Genomic DNA, 19,417 nt, shown 5'->3' on the forward strand with positions numbered 1-19,417 from the left:
GGATCTTATTATAATGGATCAAATTTACCGGTGATTTTATAATTAATTTATGGCGTTCAAATAAAACGCTTACATCCCTAGATAGGAAACAGTTTATTATTATTTTTTTTACAACCTTAAGCCTTGCTAATAAGGGCACCAAACATATATTTTAAATTTAATATATTCATCTTGGATTACAGAAGAGGCTACTGCCATGTTGAAGTTATTGCCAATAAGAAAGCTATTTATTGTTTTAATATTTAACCAAATTCACTATAACTTTACACATTTATCTTATTTCTCATTGGCCGATAATGCATGATAATTTAACTCAATTCCTTTTCACCACAATTTTGTTAAAAATAAAATCGAAAGCTGAGAATAACAACCCAACTGTGTTGCAGTTAGCCCTAATTCTTGCTGAAGAGTGGAACCTGCCACACCAGGTTCTCTCGGTCCATATAGTTGATAGCGTCGCACACAACCATTTTACAATTCCCCAGAGATTTGATTAAAACACAATTATAATGAAAAGCCACCAAATACGGCAGCTTTCACTAAACTTCAATTGTTCAATTATTTTAGCATCATAAGAGCTGTCAATTATGCAGCTCCCATGTACCGGTGGAATCCTTTTTAAATCCATTTGTCGCGGTTCTTTCCATAGAGAATTCGGAATCGTCCAAAATCATTTAAATAAAAGTTGAATTCCCACCATTTCTTCATCTAAAATACCCAAAAGAATCAATATGTCAGTTGTTGTTTCCATTGTTCCAATGAGGCAAGCAAGTTAGGCATTCCTTCCTGACCGAAATACTCGAGAGAAACAAAGCCAGTATAATTTCGCTTTCTCAATTCTTCGAGTAAGCGAAGATTGTCAACGTCCCCACTAAAAATGGGTGCTGGTTTGTTTTTATAACGCTCTTTATGATTGTAGTGATAATTTTTTAAATGTACATGGCTGACATGCGGGAAAATGGATTCCAATACCTCCTTCGGATTCAATTGATCAACGTATAAGTTAGCACCATCGAAAATCAGTTTTATCCGTGGATGGTCGATATCTTCTAAAAGCTTATGAATGGCTTCGAGGTTATCGGCAAAGGAGTCATAGTGAATTTCTATTGCTACATCCACTCCATAGAGATCTGCCATTTGCCCTAATTTATTTAATTCGGTAGCCGTTTCCGACCATTGCTCTGGTGAGGCATTCCTTGAAGCTATATGGCCTGCGAACGTCCGTATTAATGGGCAGTTTAATTGATGAGCCATATCTAACAATTTTCTTGCTTGATTGATTTCATTTTGATGTTCTTTTTGGTTCCAGAGTTTCGAAAAAGTCGTATATCCACTAATGGAAGGTATTTGTAGATCATTGGTTTCAAGTAATTTGGCCAATTTGTCCAGTGGTCCGTGCTTCTCCTGAAATCGTTCTATATGTTTATTCCATAATTCAAGTCCTTTAACATCCGCTTGCAACGGAAGGAGCCAATTTATTATTTCCTCTATGTCCCATTCTTTAAATCCTGTCGTGCATAAACTCAGTTTCAATGTAATTCCGCCTTTCTCCATTTAGTTTTTCATCGTGATTTCTATACGCTGGACTTTTCCGATAAGAAAGATATATGCAAAAGCGCCAATTAGGGCCACTACGGATATGAAGGTTAGCGCTGCTGCATAAGAATGTGTCGCACTTATGATTAAACCGACGATTAACGGAGATAATGCCCCGCCAATGTTAGCTACGAAATATAGTGAGGAGCCCGTTAGGCCTACCATTCCTTTCGGTGCAATATCAGCTAAAAGGGCACCGGTAACTGTTGATGCCATCCCCTGTCCAAAGAATGCTATCGCCATAAAGGTGATGACTATGTTTGGTGAATCCGTATAATTTCCCCCAAGAATCAAACAAGACAATAACAATCCGACTATAATGGGAAGTTTACGTGCCAATCCTGTTGATATACCGCGAGTCAGCATCCAATCGGAACATCGGCCGCCAATGAGAGTTCCTAATATGGCTACAATGTATGGGATACTCGCATAAATTCCAGTTTTTAACATAGTCATTCCCTTTTCATCAATCAAATAGGATGGAAACCAAGTCATAAAGAAAAACAAAGTGGTTTGAATGGAAAATTGCCCGATGAACATTCCCCAAATTTGACGGTGTTTAAGCAGTTGGCCTATTCGTTTCCAAGAGAAAGGATGCTTCTCTTCAGTTCCGATCATTCCTCCGCCTTCTTTGATATAATTTAGCTCTTCCTGAGAAATCCGCTTATGTTCCCTAGGGTTCCGATAGAATCCATACCAAACAAATCCAATAAGAATCCCAATAATTCCGGCGATATAAAACAGGTAATTCCAGCCAAAAGTTATGATAATCCAAGTAAAAACTGGAGTCAGGAAGGCTAACCCAATATATTGGGTACCCGTATAAATCCCTACAGCAGTGGCACGTTCTTTTTTAGGAAACCACTCGGATACACACCAAGCATTAGTAGGTATGGAGGGAGATTCAAAAGCACCCAGCCCTATGCGATATGTTATCAGTGACGATATATTTTTCGCGGTTCCTACCATGAATGTAAATACAGACCATAAAATCAGGGAAACCGTGTATACCTTCCTAGGACCGAATCTATCAAGAAAATAGCCGCTGAATAGCATCGAAAAGGTATAGCTCCAGCCAAAAACGGAAAATATGATCCCCATCAAAGCCGGATCAATATGTAAATCGGATTGAATATTCGGAGCTGCAAGCGAAATGATGGCACGGTCGATGTAATTAATACAAGTGACTAAAGCAATGAGAGATAAGATGAACCATCGAACAGTTCTCGGTTTTCCATTTTTTGATCTGTCCGTTACCAGTTCCGATGTGCGATCATCTATTATTGCCTTTAATTCTGAGCTCAATATTTTTCCCCCTAACCTAATGCCCAACACTAGTACATCGTTCTACTAATTCTATTGAAATTTCATAAATACTTGTATGTTTCCAATTACTTATCAATCTGAGTTTAATATTTTCAAGAGCTGCCCCTAGGAACATTGACAACAGATCCCCTTGTTGCAAAGTTAAACAACCAAGGGGATTGTATTCCGAATTGTGAATCATTTCTTTAAATAGTTACAGTCTTCTCTGATTCTACCTCTTCAGTGCCCTCCTTGACTACCCTGTCAAAAGATCCATGTTTTTCTTGGACCAGAATATAACCGACCGCTGCGATGATACTTGGCAGGGCAAATGTAGCAAAAGCCACCTTCGGATTCATGCCTGTTGATAGAAGAAAGGCAATTAAAGTAGGAGCGAGAATGGAGCCAATCCTGCCGATAGCTTGCGAATAGCCCATTCCCGTCGTACGGATTTCACGGGGGTAATATTCTGTGATATACGGATTGGCTAAGTTCATGGCACCAACAGTACATGCACCCCCCATAAAAATAAGTAAATATACTCCGATGGTATTAGTCGTAGCGCTCAATGCGACAAAGGTAACGGCCCCTAAAAAGAATAGTGTAACAAGTATTTTACGATGCCCAATTTTCCCCGTATAATAACCGCCGATTAAGGAACCTCCTATTTGACCAAGGCATAAAACCAGGTTAAATGAAAGGCTTGAGGTGATACTGAATCCTGAATCCTGCATCATTTTTGGAAGCCATGTATTTAATCCGTAAGCCATCATCAATGTACAGAACACAGCCATCCATATGGAAATCGTGCTGAATGCCCGTTTATTCGTGAATAGTTTTTTTACTGGAGATCCTTTCCCCCTCTGTTCAGCTTCACTAAGCCTGAAATCGTCAGTTTCTTTAAAATCCCCTTCTGGTTTGACCTTATTAAGGATTTCAACAACCTTACCAAATTCCTTTTTTGCTAGATAGTAGGAAAGGGATTCAGGAAACTGCTTCATGAATATTGGAAGTGTAAGTAATGGCAAAATCCCAATAAAGTATAATACACGCCAATCCGTATAAGGAATGATATACATTCCCACTAACGATGCCAGGATTCCGCCGATTGAATAGCCACAATACATCGCAGCTACAATGATGGCCCGATTTTGTTTTGGGGAATATTCAGTCATTAGCGATATAACATTCGGCATCAAAGCTCCCATGCCTATTGCCGCTATGAAACGCATGACGGTAAACCATGTGAGGTTGGGTGCAATCCCTGCCCCCAAGGTAAATACGCTGAACAAAATCATGCAGATGACGAGAACATTCTTCCGGCCATATTTATCTGAGATCGGTGCTAAAATCAATGCGCCCATCATCATGCCGAATAAGGAATAACTGCCGACTGTCCCAGCCTGCATCGAAGTTAAATCCCACTCTTCCATCATCCAAGGCAAACCCACACCGTACATCGCTATTTCATACCCATCAAAAGCGATGGCATAAAAACACCAAAGAAAAACAAGTAAATGAAAGCGGTTAAATTTACTGACAGCAATGATATCCGAAGCAATTACACTACGCATTTTCCGCCTCCCATCATTTTAAAAAATATCCGTTACGAATTTATTTTTCCGAGTTCCAAAATAGGAACTCGGAAAGTTTTCGAAAAATCAAATAATGCAGATTGGAATTGTTCAACAAACCATCTTTTTTATTTTTATTACCCACTTAGACACTTTCGTTTAAAAGATATATTTACTAAGGGAACTACCCTTTTTTTCGAGATTCTTTGCCTTCATATTCTTAGCGATGATTAGTTTTTCACGACAGCTTTATTGAAAACAGGTTTATCTTGTAATCTTAATTCAAAATCTAAATGAGCCGTATAATAATCATTTTTCAATCCTTTTTCTGCACCTGAATGTTTTTCTAACTTCGTAATTAAGCTTCCGCGAACACCTTGTGCAACATCGTTTTCTAAATATTCATCGCCTTCAAAATATATTTGCGTTACTAATCTATCGCCATTTTCCGGTTGGAACAAGAGATGTAAATGTGCTGGACGAAATGAATGATGATCAATCCACTTTAAGAATTGTCCGGAAGGTCCATCTGTTGGAATTGAATAATTACCCGGTACAACTGTTTTTATTTCAAAATTACCATTCGCATCCGTATAAAAAACACCACGTAAATTATCATTTGGAATACCTTCAGCGAAATAGGAGTATTCACCATTTGCATCAGCCTGCCACATATCGATTTTGGTATTTGCCAACGGATTTCCATTAACATCTTTAACAGATCCTGAAAAGTAAAGGACGTCACCTGGTTCATTTTCTCGTTTTGGCAGCATTCCGGGATTTTGAACGACTGGCGTATTTTCAATGTAATATGGTCCTAGAATAGTAGGTTCCGTTCCTTTTACGCTTTTATACATTTCCTGAAGTGCATGCGTTTCAAAGAAAACATCCATAAATAACGGAATTTCCCCTGCCCTGCCTAATTGATCCATCCAATCAACAAGAGCTTGATAGTCATTATGATCTATTTCATATTCACTAACTAATTCCTTGAATTTAACTACCAATCCATTATAAACGTCGATTACTTTTTGATTCTTCATAATACTTCCTCCAATTTTTTTAAAGTTTTTATATTTGTTGATTTTCAATGATGGTACTGATTCCTAATCCACCTGCTATACATAGTGTGACTAGCCCATATCTTTTTCCGGTTCTTTCTAACTCATGTATCAATTTGGTTGCTAAAATTGCACCAGTGGCACCAATTGGATGTCCCATGGCAATGGCACCGCCGTTAGGATTCACCTTATTCATATCAAGCTTCAATTCTTTGATAACTGCCAAAGCTTGTGCAGAAAAGGCCTCGTTCAGTTCTATTAAATCAATATCATCCAGTTTCAGCCCCGACATTTGAAGCGCTTTCAAGGTAGAGTTGACAGGCCCCAGCCCCATGAAGTTCGGAGATACGCCTGCTGCCGCTTGAGCGATCACTCTTGCTTTCGGCTTTTTACCATGCCTTTTTGCTGCTTCTTTCGACATTAGTATCAGAGCGGATGCACCATCATTTCTTCCACTGCTATTTCCAGCGGTCACCGTTCCATTTTTCTTGAAAACCGGTTTTAAATCAGCCAACTTTTCCAGACTGGTTTCTCTTGGGTGCTCATCCGCATTAAATTCCATTACCCCTTTTTTCGTTTTGATTTGATAGGGAACGATCTCTTTCGTGAATATTTCAGTAGAAATTGCCCGTCTTGCATTTTCTTGGCTCCTTAAAGCAAATTCATCTTGTTCAGTCCTTGAAATGGAATATTTTTCAGCGAGATTTTCTGCTGTCATTCCCATCGTTAACATTCCGTAATCTTCAATGGGCTGTGATCCTGGCTGGCTTTCCGTATTCGGATCCAATAACTGTCCATTCCCTGATTTCAATCCATAACGGATATTTCTCATATAGTATGGGGCCGTGCTCATTGATTCCGCTCCGCCTGCAATGATTACATCTCCTAATCCGCTTTGTATTTGTTGACTGGCAGAATTGATTGCCTGGATGCCGGATCCGCATTGTCTGTGTACGGTATAACCTGGTACTTCCACAGGAAATCCTGCCCGGAGTGATGCAACTCTTGCCAAATTCGACGCGTCTGAACTTTGTTTGGCTTGTCCCATGATCACTTCATCAATACTCTCTTTAGGAATATCCGCTCTCTTGATCACTTCATCAAGGACAGCAGCTGCCAGGAAATCGGCAGGAACATTTTCCAATGCTCCCCCTAATTTCCCTATAGCGGTGCGAACCGAGTCTATAATAACTACATTACTCAATTTTCTACCTCCTGCTATTTTTATTTCTTTCTTCTAAACTATCCTTATATCTCTGGTGAGCTATTTTCAGGGCAACAATCACCGACTGCTGCGATGGAGCTAAAAAGTCCGTTTTAATATTCTCTATTAAAGAATCAATATCTTTACTAAAATCAAAACCAACTATCATTCGCTTAAAAAAATCCTGGGCCAATGTTGTTAAAAACGTAAATTCTGCATTAATGATGATGTGACTTTCCTTGTGAATTTCCAATACCATCCCAGCGTATTTATAATTTTCATACATGCTCGTATTTTGCGGCGCCTTCGCATAGGCGGTGATTAATAATGTTGGCTGTCCCATATAAAACTACATCCTCTCAAGATTACTTGCATAAACTAGTGGGTTTTCCATAATCCCCTTTCCAGTTTATATTAATTAAAGACCTCTTGAAAAATGTTTTACTTTTTCCATATCTATCTCCATGCCAAATCCTGGACCATCCGGGATGATTATTTCATAATTCTCATATTTTATTTCGTTTAGCGTAATATTTTCTTTAAAAAGTAACGGACCAAATAATTCAGTACCGAATTCAAATTTGGGAATGGTTGAATAAAGTTGGGCACAAATGGCCGTGCCTAATGATGATTCAATCATCGTTCCCCCATACAAACCAAAACCTACACCTTCAGCAATTGCAGCCACTTTTTTCGTTTGGGTCATCCCGCCATGTTTACATATTTTCAAGGCGAACGAATTACCTGCTCTATGTTTAGCTATTTGGAATGAATCTTGTAAAGAATTCAATGACTCATCGGCCATGATCGGGACCTTAAAACGATCGGTCAATCTTGACATCCCTTCATTATCCCAAGCTGGCAGCGGCTGTTCGACCATGGAAACCCCGCCTTCCTGTAAAGCTTCAATGCAATACGTAGCCGTTGTTTCATCCCATGCCTGATTAACATCAACCGTAATGCGTGCTTGATCTCCCACGGCTTCAATAATTTTCAATACATGCTCCACATTCTTATATGGATTCCCTTTGCCAATTTTCAATTTAAAGATATTATGACGTTTTTGATGTAAGGATTCTTTCGCTTCTTCGATATCTTTATTCGTATCCCCACTTGCCAAAGTCCATGCCACCGGCAATGATTTATGAATTTGTCCACCGAATAATTCATAAGCAGGGATGTTTCTTCTTCTGGCTACCAAATCCACCATGGCTGATTCAACGACAGCCTTCGCAAAATTATTTCCTCTAACATTGAGTGAAACTTCATGCATGATTTTGTCATAATGGACGGGGTCTTTACCAATGATAAGCGGGGCGATATATGTGTCAATATTCACTTTTATCGCCTCTGGCGTCCCCTCACCATATGAAGCCCCGCCTATTGTCGCCACCTCTGCCCAACCTTCCGCGCCTTCTTCATCCATGACACGGGCAAGAATGATCGTTTGTTCCACGATCGTATGCATGGCAAGCTGATGAGGACGAATTGTGGGTAAATCAATAATGTATACTTCTACTGAACGTATTTTCATTTAATCCACCTTTTTAACATTTAATAGATAAAATCCGCTTCTGTTTTTGCTCTTACTTCTTCGATCGTTACACCGGGCATCAATTCAATCAATTTCAACTGTTTGTCAATAACTTCAAAGACAGCCAACTCGGTGATGATCATGTCAACGCTTCTAGTGGAAGTAATCGGGTAGGTGCATTTCTTTAAAACTTTACTTTTACCCTCCTTACTTGTATGTGTCATGGTCACGATCACTTTTTTGGCGCCAACCAACAGGTCCATCGCTCCTCCAACACCCATGATATTCTTGCCTGGTACCGCCCAATTTGCAATTTCACCGGTTTGACCTACCTGCAAAACACCTAAGATGGCAACATCAATGTGACCTCCACGGATCATTGCAAACGATTCTGCACTATTAAAGAATGATGCCCCAATCGATTGCCCTACTGGTAACTTGCCTGCATTGACTAAATTGGGATCGATTTCATCTTCCTCTACATCAGCAACTCCCAACAATCCATTTTCCGTATGGAAAAAAATATTTTCATCATCAATGTACTTTGCAACCAAGGTCGGAATCCCGATTCCAAGGTTCACTATACAAGGACCCGTCAATTCTTTTGCCGCGCGTCTTGCTATCATATTTTGCATGAATTCTTTGTCACCCATAATCCTTCACACCTTCCTTCGTCAGGATTTTCTTTGCCTTAATGATTCCATCGACGAATAGATGCGGTGTTACAATCTCCTCTGGCGAAAGTTCTCCAGGTTCAACTATCTCATCCACTTCTGCAATTACGACATCTGCGGCCGTTGCCATAGCCGGATTAAAGTTTCGAGCCGTTTTATAATAAACAAGATTACCAAGTGTATCTGCCTTCCATGCCCTGATTAAAGCTACATTTGCTCTTATGGCAGGTTCAAAAATATAAGTACCCCCATTTATTTCCCTTTCTTCTTTTCCTTTTGCTAAATCCGTCCCTACACCCGTTTTCGTATAGTAACCGCCTATGCCTGCACCGCCAGCACGAATGGATTCAGCTAATGTTCCCTGTGGTAATAGTTCTAACTCTATTTCGCCACGTTGGTAAAACTCCCCAATTTCACGATTGCTTGTAAAATAAGAACCGATCGCTTTTTTTATTTTCTTCTGGCTTAGGAGAACTCCCAGCCCTTTTCCTTTCTCGCCTAAATTGTTACTGATTACCGTCAAGCCTGCTACATCCTTTTTGGCCAAACCATCTATTAATGTAAGAGGGGCACCGATCAAGCCAAATCCACCTACCATTAATGCATGACCGTTCTTAACACAAGATAAAGCTGCTTCTATATCTTGATGTACTTTCGTCATGTTTTCCCCACCAATCTCACGTTACTTATTTTCAATCAATGAATCGCTTGCCTCAAACCAAGCAGGTATTCCAGCCGTCAATAAGCAAATGAGGCCCACTTCCGCTAATTGTTCTTCCGAAGCTCCATTTACCCTTGCCGCCTCCATCCATTCCCCAACCTGTTTCCCTTTTAATTCTGTAATGAATATTCCTGTCATAAGGATATGTTTTAGCCTTTTTGAAACAGCTGAGTCACTTAATATATAATCTTTAAGGGAGTTTTGGTCTTCCGATTTAACCAGTTTCAAAACATTCGATACGAATCCCGTTTCCTCATCACCTAATAACTCAATCATATACAACAGGATTTCTTCTGTTGTTTCTTTATGGCCACTTCCTTCAGGATATCGAATCCCTTTAAGTTCAAGGGCATATTCCAATGACTTTATCCCAGTTTTTATTGCCTTAGTTCCGTTATATAAGTATGAAACCATTAAGTATTCCACCAGTTCCGGTAATGTTGCTCCACCATCCATTGCCCCTTTTGTATGGTAAACCATACTCCGTTCATACAACCTTGCAGCATTCATGCCGACCAGTAATATATCTTTCTCCTTCTTCGTCAAGGCTCCCTCTTGCATGATGTTACTGCGCAAGTTGGTATAGTGATCAAGTGCATTAGGGCTATAAACGTGCATTTTTTGTACCCAGCCTGGTACCACATCATAAACTTCCTTGAAATACAATAATCCTTCGCTCATTCGTCTGCACCTCTTTAAATTAATTGAGAGTCAAGAATCGATAGTGCTCTAATAGGTGAAGCTGTTGCATTTTTTAGTTTTAAAGGAATCCCGAAGAAAAGAAAACGGGAATGCTTGGGTAATTTTTCGAGATTCACTAGATTTTCAACGATATATATATCATTGTTCAGTAATTTTTGATGAATTCCGCTTTCTGAATCCTGGTTCAAATCGGCATTGGGCAAATCCAACCCGACAATATGTATTTGCTTTTCAATAAACCATTGGGCCACACTATCATCTAAGGCCTGCGCTTCAAAAAAGCCTTCTTCCCCCCATGATTTCCCCCATGTCCTGATGAGGACGATATCGTTTTTTTCTACATACACCCCCTGCCTGCGTTCCGCCTCTTCAAGTAAAGCTTTCGTAACTGGTTCATGTGTCGCTTTTAACATGCTTACATCCAGTATGAGGGCATCACCAAACATATTCTCCAGATTGATGTTTTCAACCGACTCCCCGTTTTCAAAGTAATGTGAAGGCACATCGACATGTGTCCCACTATGATCAGAAAAAGAAATCAACTTGGAACGGCAGCCTTTAGGAAGTGAATCAGATTTCCCCTTTTGTTCAAGAGGTTCATTTTTAATGCCTATTGCAGGTAAATCATTATTTGTAACTAGACCATCGTAAAGTTCCAATGTTAAATCAATGATTTTCAACCATAAAACCCCCAAATTCATTAAGCGTTTACATTATCACGACAAAAATGGCTACCCTAAACATTACTATCAATAAATGACAGCAGATGTTTAAGGTAGCCAGTTGTTCACTAGTTGTTATTAAAAAAGGTTATTTCTTAATAGCTAATGAATAGGCAATAATTAAGTTTTTTATATATTCTTAATATTACACTATTTTCCGTTAATTTCAATATCTTTTTTTAAAATAACTGCAAAAAATCAAATTCGTTTTAAAAAAGATTTTATTCCTTCGTTAATCTCCACCCTTTTTTCAAAAACCATTGTATAGTGATTACATGTAGAAACGATCATTTCAATATCAGGCGTATATTTCTTCGTATCAGCATAGGCTTCTTCATAGAATAATGGAGGAAATCCCCCTATTTTCCCACTGGCATACACCAATAACGTTTTACAGGAAATTTGTCTACAAATCTCTTTAGGGACAAAAGAATAAAAACTATCAAAATCCCTAAGAATGCTGTCTTCTGATGATTTATTCTCCCAGTGACCATCCACTTCATGAACCTCATACTCCGCCACACTTTGCAGGTGATCCGTCCATTTGATACCCAAACGGCTATAGATTTCCTTAATTTCTGCAATATAGCTTTCTTGAGATTCATATTCTTTACTTAATCGGCCTAGAGAAGGTTGTACGATGTCCCTTTGTTGTTGAGAGCAATTGGCCGCACCATCCAATAATATCAGGGCCTTTACCGAGGTTAATTTGCTGGCTACAACGCTTGAGATGAAGGCTCCCATTGAATACCCGATCAAAATCGGGTTATTTATCTTTAACTCTTGAATTAACTCAATTACATCTTCTGCATGTTTGAATAGAGAAGTCTGCACATCTGCCCTTGAACTATTCCCCCTCCCTCTCAAGTCAATCGAAATGACTCTGTACTCGCCCTTTAACATTTCTGCATAATAATGCATTTGCTTATGATTACCCGTTAAACCATGTATGGCGATGATTGGCCCTTTCGTTCCAGGATAATCAGCAATTTGGATTCTGTGACCCCCCAATTCCTTTACATACATTTCCATAGCAACTCCTCCATTTCCATGTTTATTAACATTAACCATCCTGCTATTTAATAAAAAAAGCTATCTTAACTTCACTATCAAGATAACTTGATCGAGAAATTAAGATAGCCAGTCAGTTCATTAATTTTCATTAAAAAAGGGCATTTTTTAATGATTAATGAATAGGCAAGATATAAATACATGTAACGATTTTATTTTACATGAAGTTCTAATTATTTCAATCATAATTTGATTATTACGAATCCTTTAGTGTATTAAAGTCGGTAACTTGGAAATTTATTGAAGGAGGTCCTCTATGGTAGCGCTCCATCGTTCAACAACTTCTTTAGGATTTTTCAAGTCGATTTTAATTCCAGAGGTTATTTCAGCATATTTAGCCATATCCTCCCGTGCCTCTATTATTTTGGCGTGGAATCTTTCTCTTTTGTATTGCGCATCAGGCAGTTCTTTTAATCTCTCTAATGAAAGGCGAATATATTGTGCTTTACCTTTCCAAAACAAAACCAGCGTGGCTTTATGGGTACGAATGACATTGGCTGTAGTCGAAGTATCCGGCCATAGGCCAATCCTTAATTCCTTCCTGCTTATCGCTACGATCTCACCCACGCTAACCATAGCAGTATGCGGCCATCCTTCTTCACTTACCGTCAACAGCATCATGGTTTCATGCTGCTTGTCGACAAGATCTTTACCATTTAACAAGTTGAATACCTCTACTGGCATTTCCACCCCATTCATTTTTTCACCTTTTTCCTTAATTCACTAGCAATCTGTTATATTTTGGTGCGATATTTCATTCCGTCCCACCGTTTCGCACCGTGAGTATCGATTTCAAATTGATCTAACGCCCGATATGCAAGATGGTCAATGATATCGTTAACATTCTCAGGATGATTATAGAAGGCTGGCATCGGAGGGAATATAATGGTCCCCATTTTGGAAAGCGCCGTCATATTCTCCAAATGAATCGTATTCAGAGGTGTTTCTCTAGTCATTAGTAATAATTTTTTTCTTTCCTTCAACATGACATCAGCAGATCGCGTTAATAAATTATCCGCTAGTCCCATGCGAATGGAAGCTAGCGTTTTCATACTGCAAGGTGCTACAATCATGCCATCAACCCGGTAAGATCCACTTGATATTCTTGCGGCTTGATCTTTATAAGAATAGGAATGATCAGCTAGTCCCTCCACGTCTTTAACAGAATAAGATGTTTCATGTTGAATGGTGGCATGGGCCCACGGGGACATGATTAAATGGGTCTCCACTTCACTGCTTTTAAGCATCTGAAGAATCCTAATTCCAAAAATGGCTCCAGTCGCTCCTGTTATCCCAACAATGATTTTCATTAATTCCCCTCCTTACATTAGTCATTGAATCGAAACTTATGCATTGGAAAATCCAGGAACAAATCGACTTGGATCCACCTCTTTAAATTCAGACCTTTTAAATTCATCTTTTAAATGAAATGGTACTGTGCAGTCAAATATGGTTTTACAGGAAATCCCCTTTTCCTGAATGGTAGGGCTGTATGCGGGATCTTGTGTAGGATCTAACGGGTGACAGCGCACTCCAGGAATGAAAACCGTATCAACATCACCTTGGTAACGAGTATTTAACGCCCATAAAACATCATTGCTATCGAAGGGATCCACATCTTCATCCACGATGAATACATGCTTCAGTTCAGAAAAGGCGGAGAACGCCAATAGTGCAGCTTGTCTTTGGCGCCCTTCATCACTTGGCTGACTTTTCTTGAATTGAAGAACAGCCATGTATTTACCTCCTCCTGAAGTATGGGCATAAACATTCAATAATTTTCCTGGCATGGACTTTTCCACCATTTGCAGAATGCTTGCTTCAGTTGGAATGCCAGCCATATTCACATGCTCCTCACTTGGACCAATAACAGTTTGCATGATTGGATTGACTCGATGCGTTACGGCTTTCACTTTGATTAGTGGCAGATCCGCAACAGCTGATCCTGTATATCCAGGGAATTCCGGCATTGCTTTTCCAGTATTGGTGTTTTGATCTTCCCGAACACGCACTCCGGGAACCAATTCCCCCTCTATTACATATTCAGCATTCGCGATAGCTTTTTCATCAATCGTCAAGCATTGGACCAATTCTACCGCTTCTTTCCTGATCGCCCCTGCAACACTCAACTCATTAAAGCCAAGGGGAGTCGTTGGTGCTTCAAAACAAGCAGCAACTTCAATAGCAGGGTCAACACCGATACTAATGGAAATGGGTAACGGTTTTCCTGCTTTTTCAGCCTTTTCACGAAAAACTTCCAAATGACGTCCAGGAACAAAATACATGGACATCTCATCTTTACTTTGTAAACATAATCGGTGTATCGTTATATCAGATTCACCGGTTTCTGAATCGGAGGCATAGCACATGCCTATCGTGATATACGGGCCTGCATCTTCCTCTGTATTCGTAGGCGCAGGTATTAATTTCCGGATATCGAAATCGGGATCTTCTGCATAGTGAACCACTTCCTGAGCCTTCGCTTTATCATTTGAAATGGTGATTGGATCAATTGGATTTTTTACAGCTTCATTTAAAAGGAATCCCAGTCGCTCCGGTTTTGTATCCAGCATGAGACCGACTCTTTCCCGGCTGGCTAAAAGTCCGATCACCACGCTTGAATCTTCATGTCCCAATACATGATTGAAAACCATGGCAGGTCCGATTTTTGTTGGACGCATGACTGTTCCGCCAGCACCGACATGACGATAAACCCCAGATAATTCAGCATGAGGATTGACTGGTTCATCCGTTTCAATCAATTGTCCTGGAATGGATTTCAGGAGTTCCAACGCAGAACGTAAATCTCTCACTTTGTTCATTTTTTCAGACATAAAAATCCCCCTATCACTTCATGATCTGTATCCTATGTATCATTCAAATTCAAATAACCTATATGGTATCGGTTACAAATGATATTCTAAAGTGTATTTCTACTATACAGTCAATGGATATTTGAAAATTCAAGTAATTTTCTCTACAGGGATTTGCAGCTGACAAAAATCAACACTACTATCATTCTCGTAAAAGGTCGTATCCAATAAGCAAGCATCTACGACGTCCCCTACAATTCTATACTGATTTTCACTGATCCATTGAACCAATTCATTTAAAAACTCAATGTTATATGGCATTCCATATTTATATACACATGCATATTGCCCAGCAGGCAACGTCATCATGTTATCCATATCAGGATCTATAAAAGGTAATGCAGTATATATTCCCGCACCCTCGAAAACATCATCCATTCCAAGTTTATCCTTTAAAATAACCGTGCCAAATCCCTCAGACGGAAGCATCTCATGTTTACTTAATACATTCCAAGCTTTCATAAGCGTTAAATGTAATTCTTCACGGCACAAATCATTTTCAAATGGTATAAATAAGACATGCCTTTCAGGAAATTCTTCGATAATAGGTTTATCCAATTCACTTTTAATATTTTTGGCTTCTGAATATTTCATTAATCTCTGTTGAATGAATGTACGGGTATTCATCAAGGCATTTATTTCTTTATCAATGAATTCTTGATGAAATTCCAAAAGTGACATGGCAGTCGTTAAATTCCGATTTCCTATATGGTCCTTAATATCATTTAGTTTGATGCCAATCGACTTCAAAAAGCAAATTTCCCTTAGAAACGGAATCTGAACGGCACTATAATATCGATAACCATGTTCATCTATATGTACCGGTTTAAATAAACCGATCTTATCGTAATAAATGAGTGTTTGCCTTGAGATACTGTGAATGGAAGCCATTTCACTGATTGATAAGTAATTGCCCATATGAGTTCCCCCTCCGCAAAGCCTTTTTATAAAGTCCCTCTACTTCTTATTATTACTTCTACAGCCATGATTTAATTTATTAATCTTTTGATTTCCCTCCTTCCATTCGGCAGCTATAACCGATTGCAGAGGATCCTCCACTAACTTTACCATTTTTCCATTTAAAATGAATGGAATTTCAACGGCCCTTTCTATCGAAATGGAGCATATCAACATCTTCATTAGTAGGCAATATGTAAGTGACTGCAATGGATACAGAAGGAAAATACCAAAAGGTTTATTTTCTTACCAGCAATGTGGAGTGAACAGCTAATCACCTTTACAAATGATTAAAAAGAGCTTTATCAATCTATCCACTGAAAAAAGAGCACCTCTTGGGCGCTCTTTTTCCATAAATTTTTTTACATGATTCACAAACATATCTTTTTTGCTTTTCGTTCAACACTATATTGTATATCCTCAATTTAAGCATTAACCGCTGTTATGAGTTTAATATAATTAGCAGTAAATCGAACCCATAAAACTATTACTCGTCTCTTTCATGACCTGGAACCACAATCACTTCTATAACATGTTTATTTAAGATTTCCTGCATGTTTTTTGGTACTTCTTTGTCTGTAATCACTATATCAACGGAGTTTAAGTCACATACCTTTTGAAAAAAAGTTTTATTAAACTTCGTTGAATCTGCAATCACAATGACCTGGTCAGAACGCTTAATCATTTCGTGAACGAGGAGACCTTCTTCCTCGATGGATGTAGACAGTCCTTCAGCAGATATTCCGCAAGTAGTGGCTTATTCACTTAAAAGTTCTATTTAAAAATATTCAATCTCATCTATAAACTTTTCCTTATCTTCAAATTCAAACACCCTTGCTATTAATTCAAATTAGATGACTTACTCCATTGAAAAGTTTTTTATAATTTTCTCAAATGAAAAGCGGCTCGCAATTGCCATACCGTTTTGTTAATTATCATTCGTCTTGTTTGTTCAACTAAACCAGCTAATAGGATGTCAATATCTTTCTCTAAAATTTTCATTTCCCTTATGATATACTATTTTTGGCCACGCCAAATAACCCTTCAAAACCCTTTTGGAAGGATTTTCCTCTGCTTCACAAAACCGGTTAATTAGGCTAAATCTAGGAACGTTTCTTTCCTCTTTAATAGAGCGTAAATCCAATGAAGCAACTTATTCATACAGGCAACATTGACACTTTGGCAGGTTTTCATTCTGATTTTTTCTTATCATATGAAGCTTTAAGCTTTTTGTTCCTTGAACTTCTTATGCCGCATAGTACGGCAAGATAAGAGAATGACGTAGTCTGCTCGAACCCCTTTTGGTAATACGATTAATGGTTGCCGTAAACATACCTGATGAGTGAACACTTGGATCTACTTCAGCGAAGGCAACCAGTTTTTTCGGATGATTAAACCGATCGATGACACCAATTTCAGAGATAATCATGGCTGCGATTTTTTCTCCGATACCGGGAATCGGTTGGATGATCTTATATTCTTCCATTTCATTTGCCAGGGCCACTATACGATTTTCCAAATCAGAAAGGTGTGCCTGGTAATGAAAAAGCAACTCAATATACATACGATGATTGATTACGTGACTTTCATACACGTTTTTGAAATGGATTTCGAGATGCGGAGTCCATTATTTTTTTTGCTTTTTTCCCATGCCCATTGACCGGATCGGCTAGAACAAAACTCTATAACACTCTCGGCTAGTTCACTTCTCCGGCCTTTGAAGTAGGATATTCCTTTAACATCTATTAAGAAACCTTCGAATATAGACCCCTAAAAACCTTCCGATATTCAGGAAATACATGATCTAAAATGGTGTGAAACTGAAGTTTAGCTTCCACATACATATTCGTTACGATATCCTATTGTCTGGACAAATTCCGAAGGTCTAATAGCTGAATTCCTCTAATTTTATGAGGTTCAAAACCCTACACAACTGGTACGCATTGATTGCGTACGTTTTTACCTTCCGTAAACTGGACTTCTTTGCCTGATAAGAAATAATCGGATTTTAGTAGGATATATAGAATCCCTTGTTCCTCAAGTATTGAATAACGGGAGAATGGTAATGCCCTGTAGATTCTAAAATGACCATAGGCATCTGCCCTGCCACCTCTTCGATTTCTTTTAGAAATCCAATAAAATGATCTAATTCCTCTCTAGTATGCTTTATTGAAAAGCTCTTTCCAAACGGTTTAGATTGATCTAAAAATGCCTGTACTTGGCTCTCTTCTGTTGCCACATCCAGACCAACAACTGGATTCATTGTTTTTTCCTCCTCTACTTACTAACCAGTACCCCTAAGTCCCCCATGTAGTGTCATAGCTTCGCTTGTTATACGAGATCTACGTCCCAACCAGCCTCAAACATGTTTCTACAAGTAGAGGGCGGACAGTTTAGTTCACGGGATCAAGTCCCACGCACCCGTACGTCCTACCCTGGCTACTGATATAATAAATTCTATTTAAAAAAGGTCAACCAGTAATTTTTACTGGTCGACCTTATAATACGAACGCACCCGTTAATCCTATAAGAAAATTAATTCTTATAGAATCGCGCCCGATTGCGGAAGATTGATAAATAGTAGATAATAATCAAAAAAATGCTCTAAAATGTTATGGATTATTTGCTTCAGATAAAAAGTCCATCTCTTCCCAACTATAATTTTGAAGTTTTTGCACCAGAACCATAAAAAACATTATCGAGGTTATGTTGAGGATGAACTTCCATTCATTTACGTTAATTTCTAAAAAGAGAATTCCGATTCCAATTCTTAGTCATTATACTCAGTCTTGCAACATTATGCGACTTCATTTCTCACTTCATTAAATTGACCTTCCCACTTAGAGATAACAATTGCCGCAAGTGAATTACCAATAACGTTTACCACTGTACGTCCCATATCAAGAATACGGTCGATACCGGCAATAAATGCTAGACCTTCAATAGGAATACCGACAGTTCCCAATGTCGCTAAAAGAACTACGAAAGATACACCTGGTACACCCGCAATCCCTTTGGATGTGATCATTAACACTAGCATTAGCGTAATTTGCTCATACATGCTTAAATCGATTCCGTACATTTGAGCGATGAAGATAGCTGCTAACGCTTGGTATAATGTAGAACCATCAAGGTTAAAGGAGTATCCAGTCGGAATAACAAATGTAGCAATATGTTTCGGACATCCCGCTTTCTCCATTTTTTCCATGATCTTCGGAAGAACCGCTTCTGAACTTGCTGTAGAGAAAGCAAGAATCAATTCTTCTTTTAGAAGTTTAATCAAAGTAAAGATATTGAATCCTACAAATTTTGCAATAAGACCCAGAATGACAATTACAAAGAAGATCATTGTTCCGTAAACAGAAAGCGCTAACTTTCCTAACGGAATTAAAGATTCCAATCCGAACTTGGAGATAGTCACAC

18 protein-coding genes and 1 pseudogene are annotated in these 19,417 nt (G+C 38.8%); all 19 read right to left on the reverse strand.

Going from position 1 to position 19,417, the window contains the following annotated elements:
• Positions 1–726 precede the first annotated feature (726 nt).
• On the reverse strand, positions 727–1,533 hold the full coding sequence (locus ACFX4H_RS17580; protein WP_249599138.1) for a sugar phosphate isomerase/epimerase family protein: 807 nt from the start codon (positions 1,531–1,533) through the stop codon (positions 727–729).
• Positions 1,534–1,554: 21 nt separating this feature from the next.
• The gene (locus ACFX4H_RS17585) at positions 1,555–2,901 is read right to left on the reverse strand and encodes an MFS transporter (protein WP_249599137.1); all 1,347 of its coding nucleotides are present in this window, start codon (positions 2,899–2,901) and stop codon (positions 1,555–1,557) included.
• Positions 2,902–3,107: 206 nt separating this feature from the next.
• On the reverse strand, positions 3,108–4,475 hold the full coding sequence (locus ACFX4H_RS17590) for an MFS transporter (RefSeq protein ID WP_249599136.1): 1,368 nt from the start codon (positions 4,473–4,475) through the stop codon (positions 3,108–3,110).
• A 230-nt stretch (positions 4,476–4,705) separates the two neighbouring features.
• The gene (locus tag ACFX4H_RS17595; protein WP_377435938.1) at positions 4,706–5,518 is read right to left on the reverse strand and encodes a dioxygenase family protein; all 813 of its coding nucleotides are present in this window, start codon (positions 5,516–5,518) and stop codon (positions 4,706–4,708) included.
• A gap of 28 nt (positions 5,519–5,546) precedes the next feature.
• A complete protein-coding gene (locus tag ACFX4H_RS17600; RefSeq protein WP_377435939.1) occupies positions 5,547–6,740 on the reverse strand; it encodes a thiolase family protein in 1,194 nt (397 codons plus the stop codon).
• Between the two features lie 4 nt (positions 6,741–6,744).
• A complete protein-coding gene (locus tag ACFX4H_RS17605; RefSeq protein ID WP_048687694.1) occupies positions 6,745–7,083 on the reverse strand; it encodes a DUF3870 domain-containing protein in 339 nt (112 codons plus the stop codon).
• Positions 7,084–7,158: 75 nt separating this feature from the next.
• Positions 7,159–8,274, reverse strand: a complete 1,116-nt coding sequence (locus tag ACFX4H_RS17610; RefSeq protein WP_057277159.1) for a muconate cycloisomerase family protein — start codon at positions 8,272–8,274, stop codon at positions 7,159–7,161.
• 20 nt (positions 8,275–8,294) lie between these two features.
• Positions 8,295–8,927, reverse strand: a complete 633-nt coding sequence (locus ACFX4H_RS17615) for a 3-oxoacid CoA-transferase subunit B (RefSeq protein WP_241635607.1) — start codon at positions 8,925–8,927, stop codon at positions 8,295–8,297.
• Complete coding sequence (locus ACFX4H_RS17620) at positions 8,920–9,609, reverse strand: CoA transferase subunit A (protein ID WP_283867636.1); 690 nt, start codon at positions 9,607–9,609, stop codon at positions 8,920–8,922. Before ACFX4H_RS17620 ends, ACFX4H_RS17615 begins: the two co-directional genes overlap by 8 nt.
• Before the next feature lie 21 nt (positions 9,610–9,630).
• The gene (locus tag ACFX4H_RS17625; RefSeq protein ID WP_241635604.1) at positions 9,631–10,350 is read right to left on the reverse strand and encodes a carboxymuconolactone decarboxylase family protein; all 720 of its coding nucleotides are present in this window, start codon (positions 10,348–10,350) and stop codon (positions 9,631–9,633) included.
• Between the two features lie 14 nt (positions 10,351–10,364).
• Positions 10,365–11,051 (reverse strand): cyclase family protein, encoded by a 687-nt coding sequence (locus tag ACFX4H_RS17630; protein ID WP_377435940.1) that lies wholly within the window; start codon positions 11,049–11,051, stop codon positions 10,365–10,367.
• 240 nt (positions 11,052–11,291) lie between these two features.
• Positions 11,292–12,125 (reverse strand): alpha/beta fold hydrolase, encoded by an 834-nt coding sequence (locus ACFX4H_RS17635; protein ID WP_249599131.1) that lies wholly within the window; start codon positions 12,123–12,125, stop codon positions 11,292–11,294.
• Between the two features lie 276 nt (positions 12,126–12,401).
• Positions 12,402–12,863 (reverse strand): pyridoxamine 5'-phosphate oxidase family protein, encoded by a 462-nt coding sequence (locus ACFX4H_RS17640; protein ID WP_053534654.1) that lies wholly within the window; start codon positions 12,861–12,863, stop codon positions 12,402–12,404.
• Positions 12,864–12,898: 35 nt separating this feature from the next.
• Positions 12,899–13,474, reverse strand: a complete 576-nt coding sequence (locus ACFX4H_RS17645; RefSeq protein WP_127776796.1) for a non-oxidative hydroxyarylic acid decarboxylases subunit B — start codon at positions 13,472–13,474, stop codon at positions 12,899–12,901.
• A gap of 36 nt (positions 13,475–13,510) precedes the next feature.
• Entirely contained in the window at positions 13,511–14,998 is a 1,488-nt protein-coding gene (locus tag ACFX4H_RS17650) for a UbiD family decarboxylase (RefSeq protein ID WP_127776797.1), read from the reverse strand.
• A 129-nt stretch (positions 14,999–15,127) separates the two neighbouring features.
• Positions 15,128–15,955: a MerR family transcriptional regulator gene (locus tag ACFX4H_RS17655; RefSeq protein WP_134781289.1), complete on the reverse strand. Its 828-nt coding sequence runs from the start codon at positions 15,953–15,955 to the stop codon at positions 15,128–15,130.
• Positions 15,956–16,481: 526 nt separating this feature from the next.
• Positions 16,482–16,736, reverse strand: a complete 255-nt coding sequence (locus ACFX4H_RS17660; RefSeq protein WP_312019054.1) for a DeoR/GlpR family DNA-binding transcription regulator — start codon at positions 16,734–16,736, stop codon at positions 16,482–16,484.
• A 350-nt stretch (positions 16,737–17,086) separates the two neighbouring features.
• Positions 17,087–18,257 (reverse strand): annotated as a pseudogene (locus ACFX4H_RS17665) (IS110 family RNA-guided transposase).
• A 534-nt stretch (positions 18,258–18,791) separates the two neighbouring features.
• Positions 18,792–19,417, reverse strand: a 626-nt coding sequence (locus ACFX4H_RS17670) for a cation:dicarboxylate symporter family transporter (protein ID WP_377435941.1), incomplete at its 5' end; no start/stop codon positions are given.

This window comes from Peribacillus sp. YIM B13477 (assembly GCF_042787955.1).
Lineage (GTDB): Bacteria > Bacillota > Bacilli > Bacillales > DSM-1321 > Peribacillus > Peribacillus frigoritolerans.

Coding starts and splice junctions, on each gene's coding strand:
- ACFX4H_RS17655 (WP_134781289.1), bottom strand. CDS start 15,955: ATGGGCAATTACTTATCAATCAGTGAAATGGCTTCCATTCACAGTATC.
- ACFX4H_RS17595 (WP_377435938.1), bottom strand. CDS start 5,518: ATGAAGAATCAAAAAGTAATCGACGTTTATAATGGATTGGTAGTTAAA.
- ACFX4H_RS17635 (WP_249599131.1), bottom strand. CDS start 12,125: ATGGAAATGTATGTAAAGGAATTGGGGGGTCACAGAATCCAAATTGCT.
- ACFX4H_RS17590 (WP_249599136.1), bottom strand. CDS start 4,475: ATGCGTAGTGTAATTGCTTCGGATATCATTGCTGTCAGTAAATTTAAC.
- ACFX4H_RS17615 (WP_241635607.1), bottom strand. CDS start 8,927: ATGGGTGACAAAGAATTCATGCAAAATATGATAGCAAGACGCGCGGCA.
- ACFX4H_RS17640 (WP_053534654.1), bottom strand. CDS start 12,863: ATGAATGGGGTGGAAATGCCAGTAGAGGTATTCAACTTGTTAAATGGT.
- ACFX4H_RS17625 (WP_241635604.1), bottom strand. CDS start 10,350: ATGAGCGAAGGATTATTGTATTTCAAGGAAGTTTATGATGTGGTACCA.
- ACFX4H_RS17650 (WP_127776797.1), bottom strand. CDS start 14,998: ATGTCTGAAAAAATGAACAAAGTGAGAGATTTACGTTCTGCGTTGGAA.
- ACFX4H_RS17605 (WP_048687694.1), bottom strand. CDS start 7,083: ATGGGACAGCCAACATTATTAATCACCGCCTATGCGAAGGCGCCGCAA.
- ACFX4H_RS17645 (WP_127776796.1), bottom strand. CDS start 13,474: ATGAAAATCATTGTTGGGATAACAGGAGCGACTGGAGCCATTTTTGGA.
- ACFX4H_RS17610 (WP_057277159.1), bottom strand. CDS start 8,274: ATGAAAATACGTTCAGTAGAAGTATACATTATTGATTTACCCACAATT.
- ACFX4H_RS17620 (WP_283867636.1), bottom strand. CDS start 9,609: ATGACGAAAGTACATCAAGATATAGAAGCAGCTTTATCTTGTGTTAAG.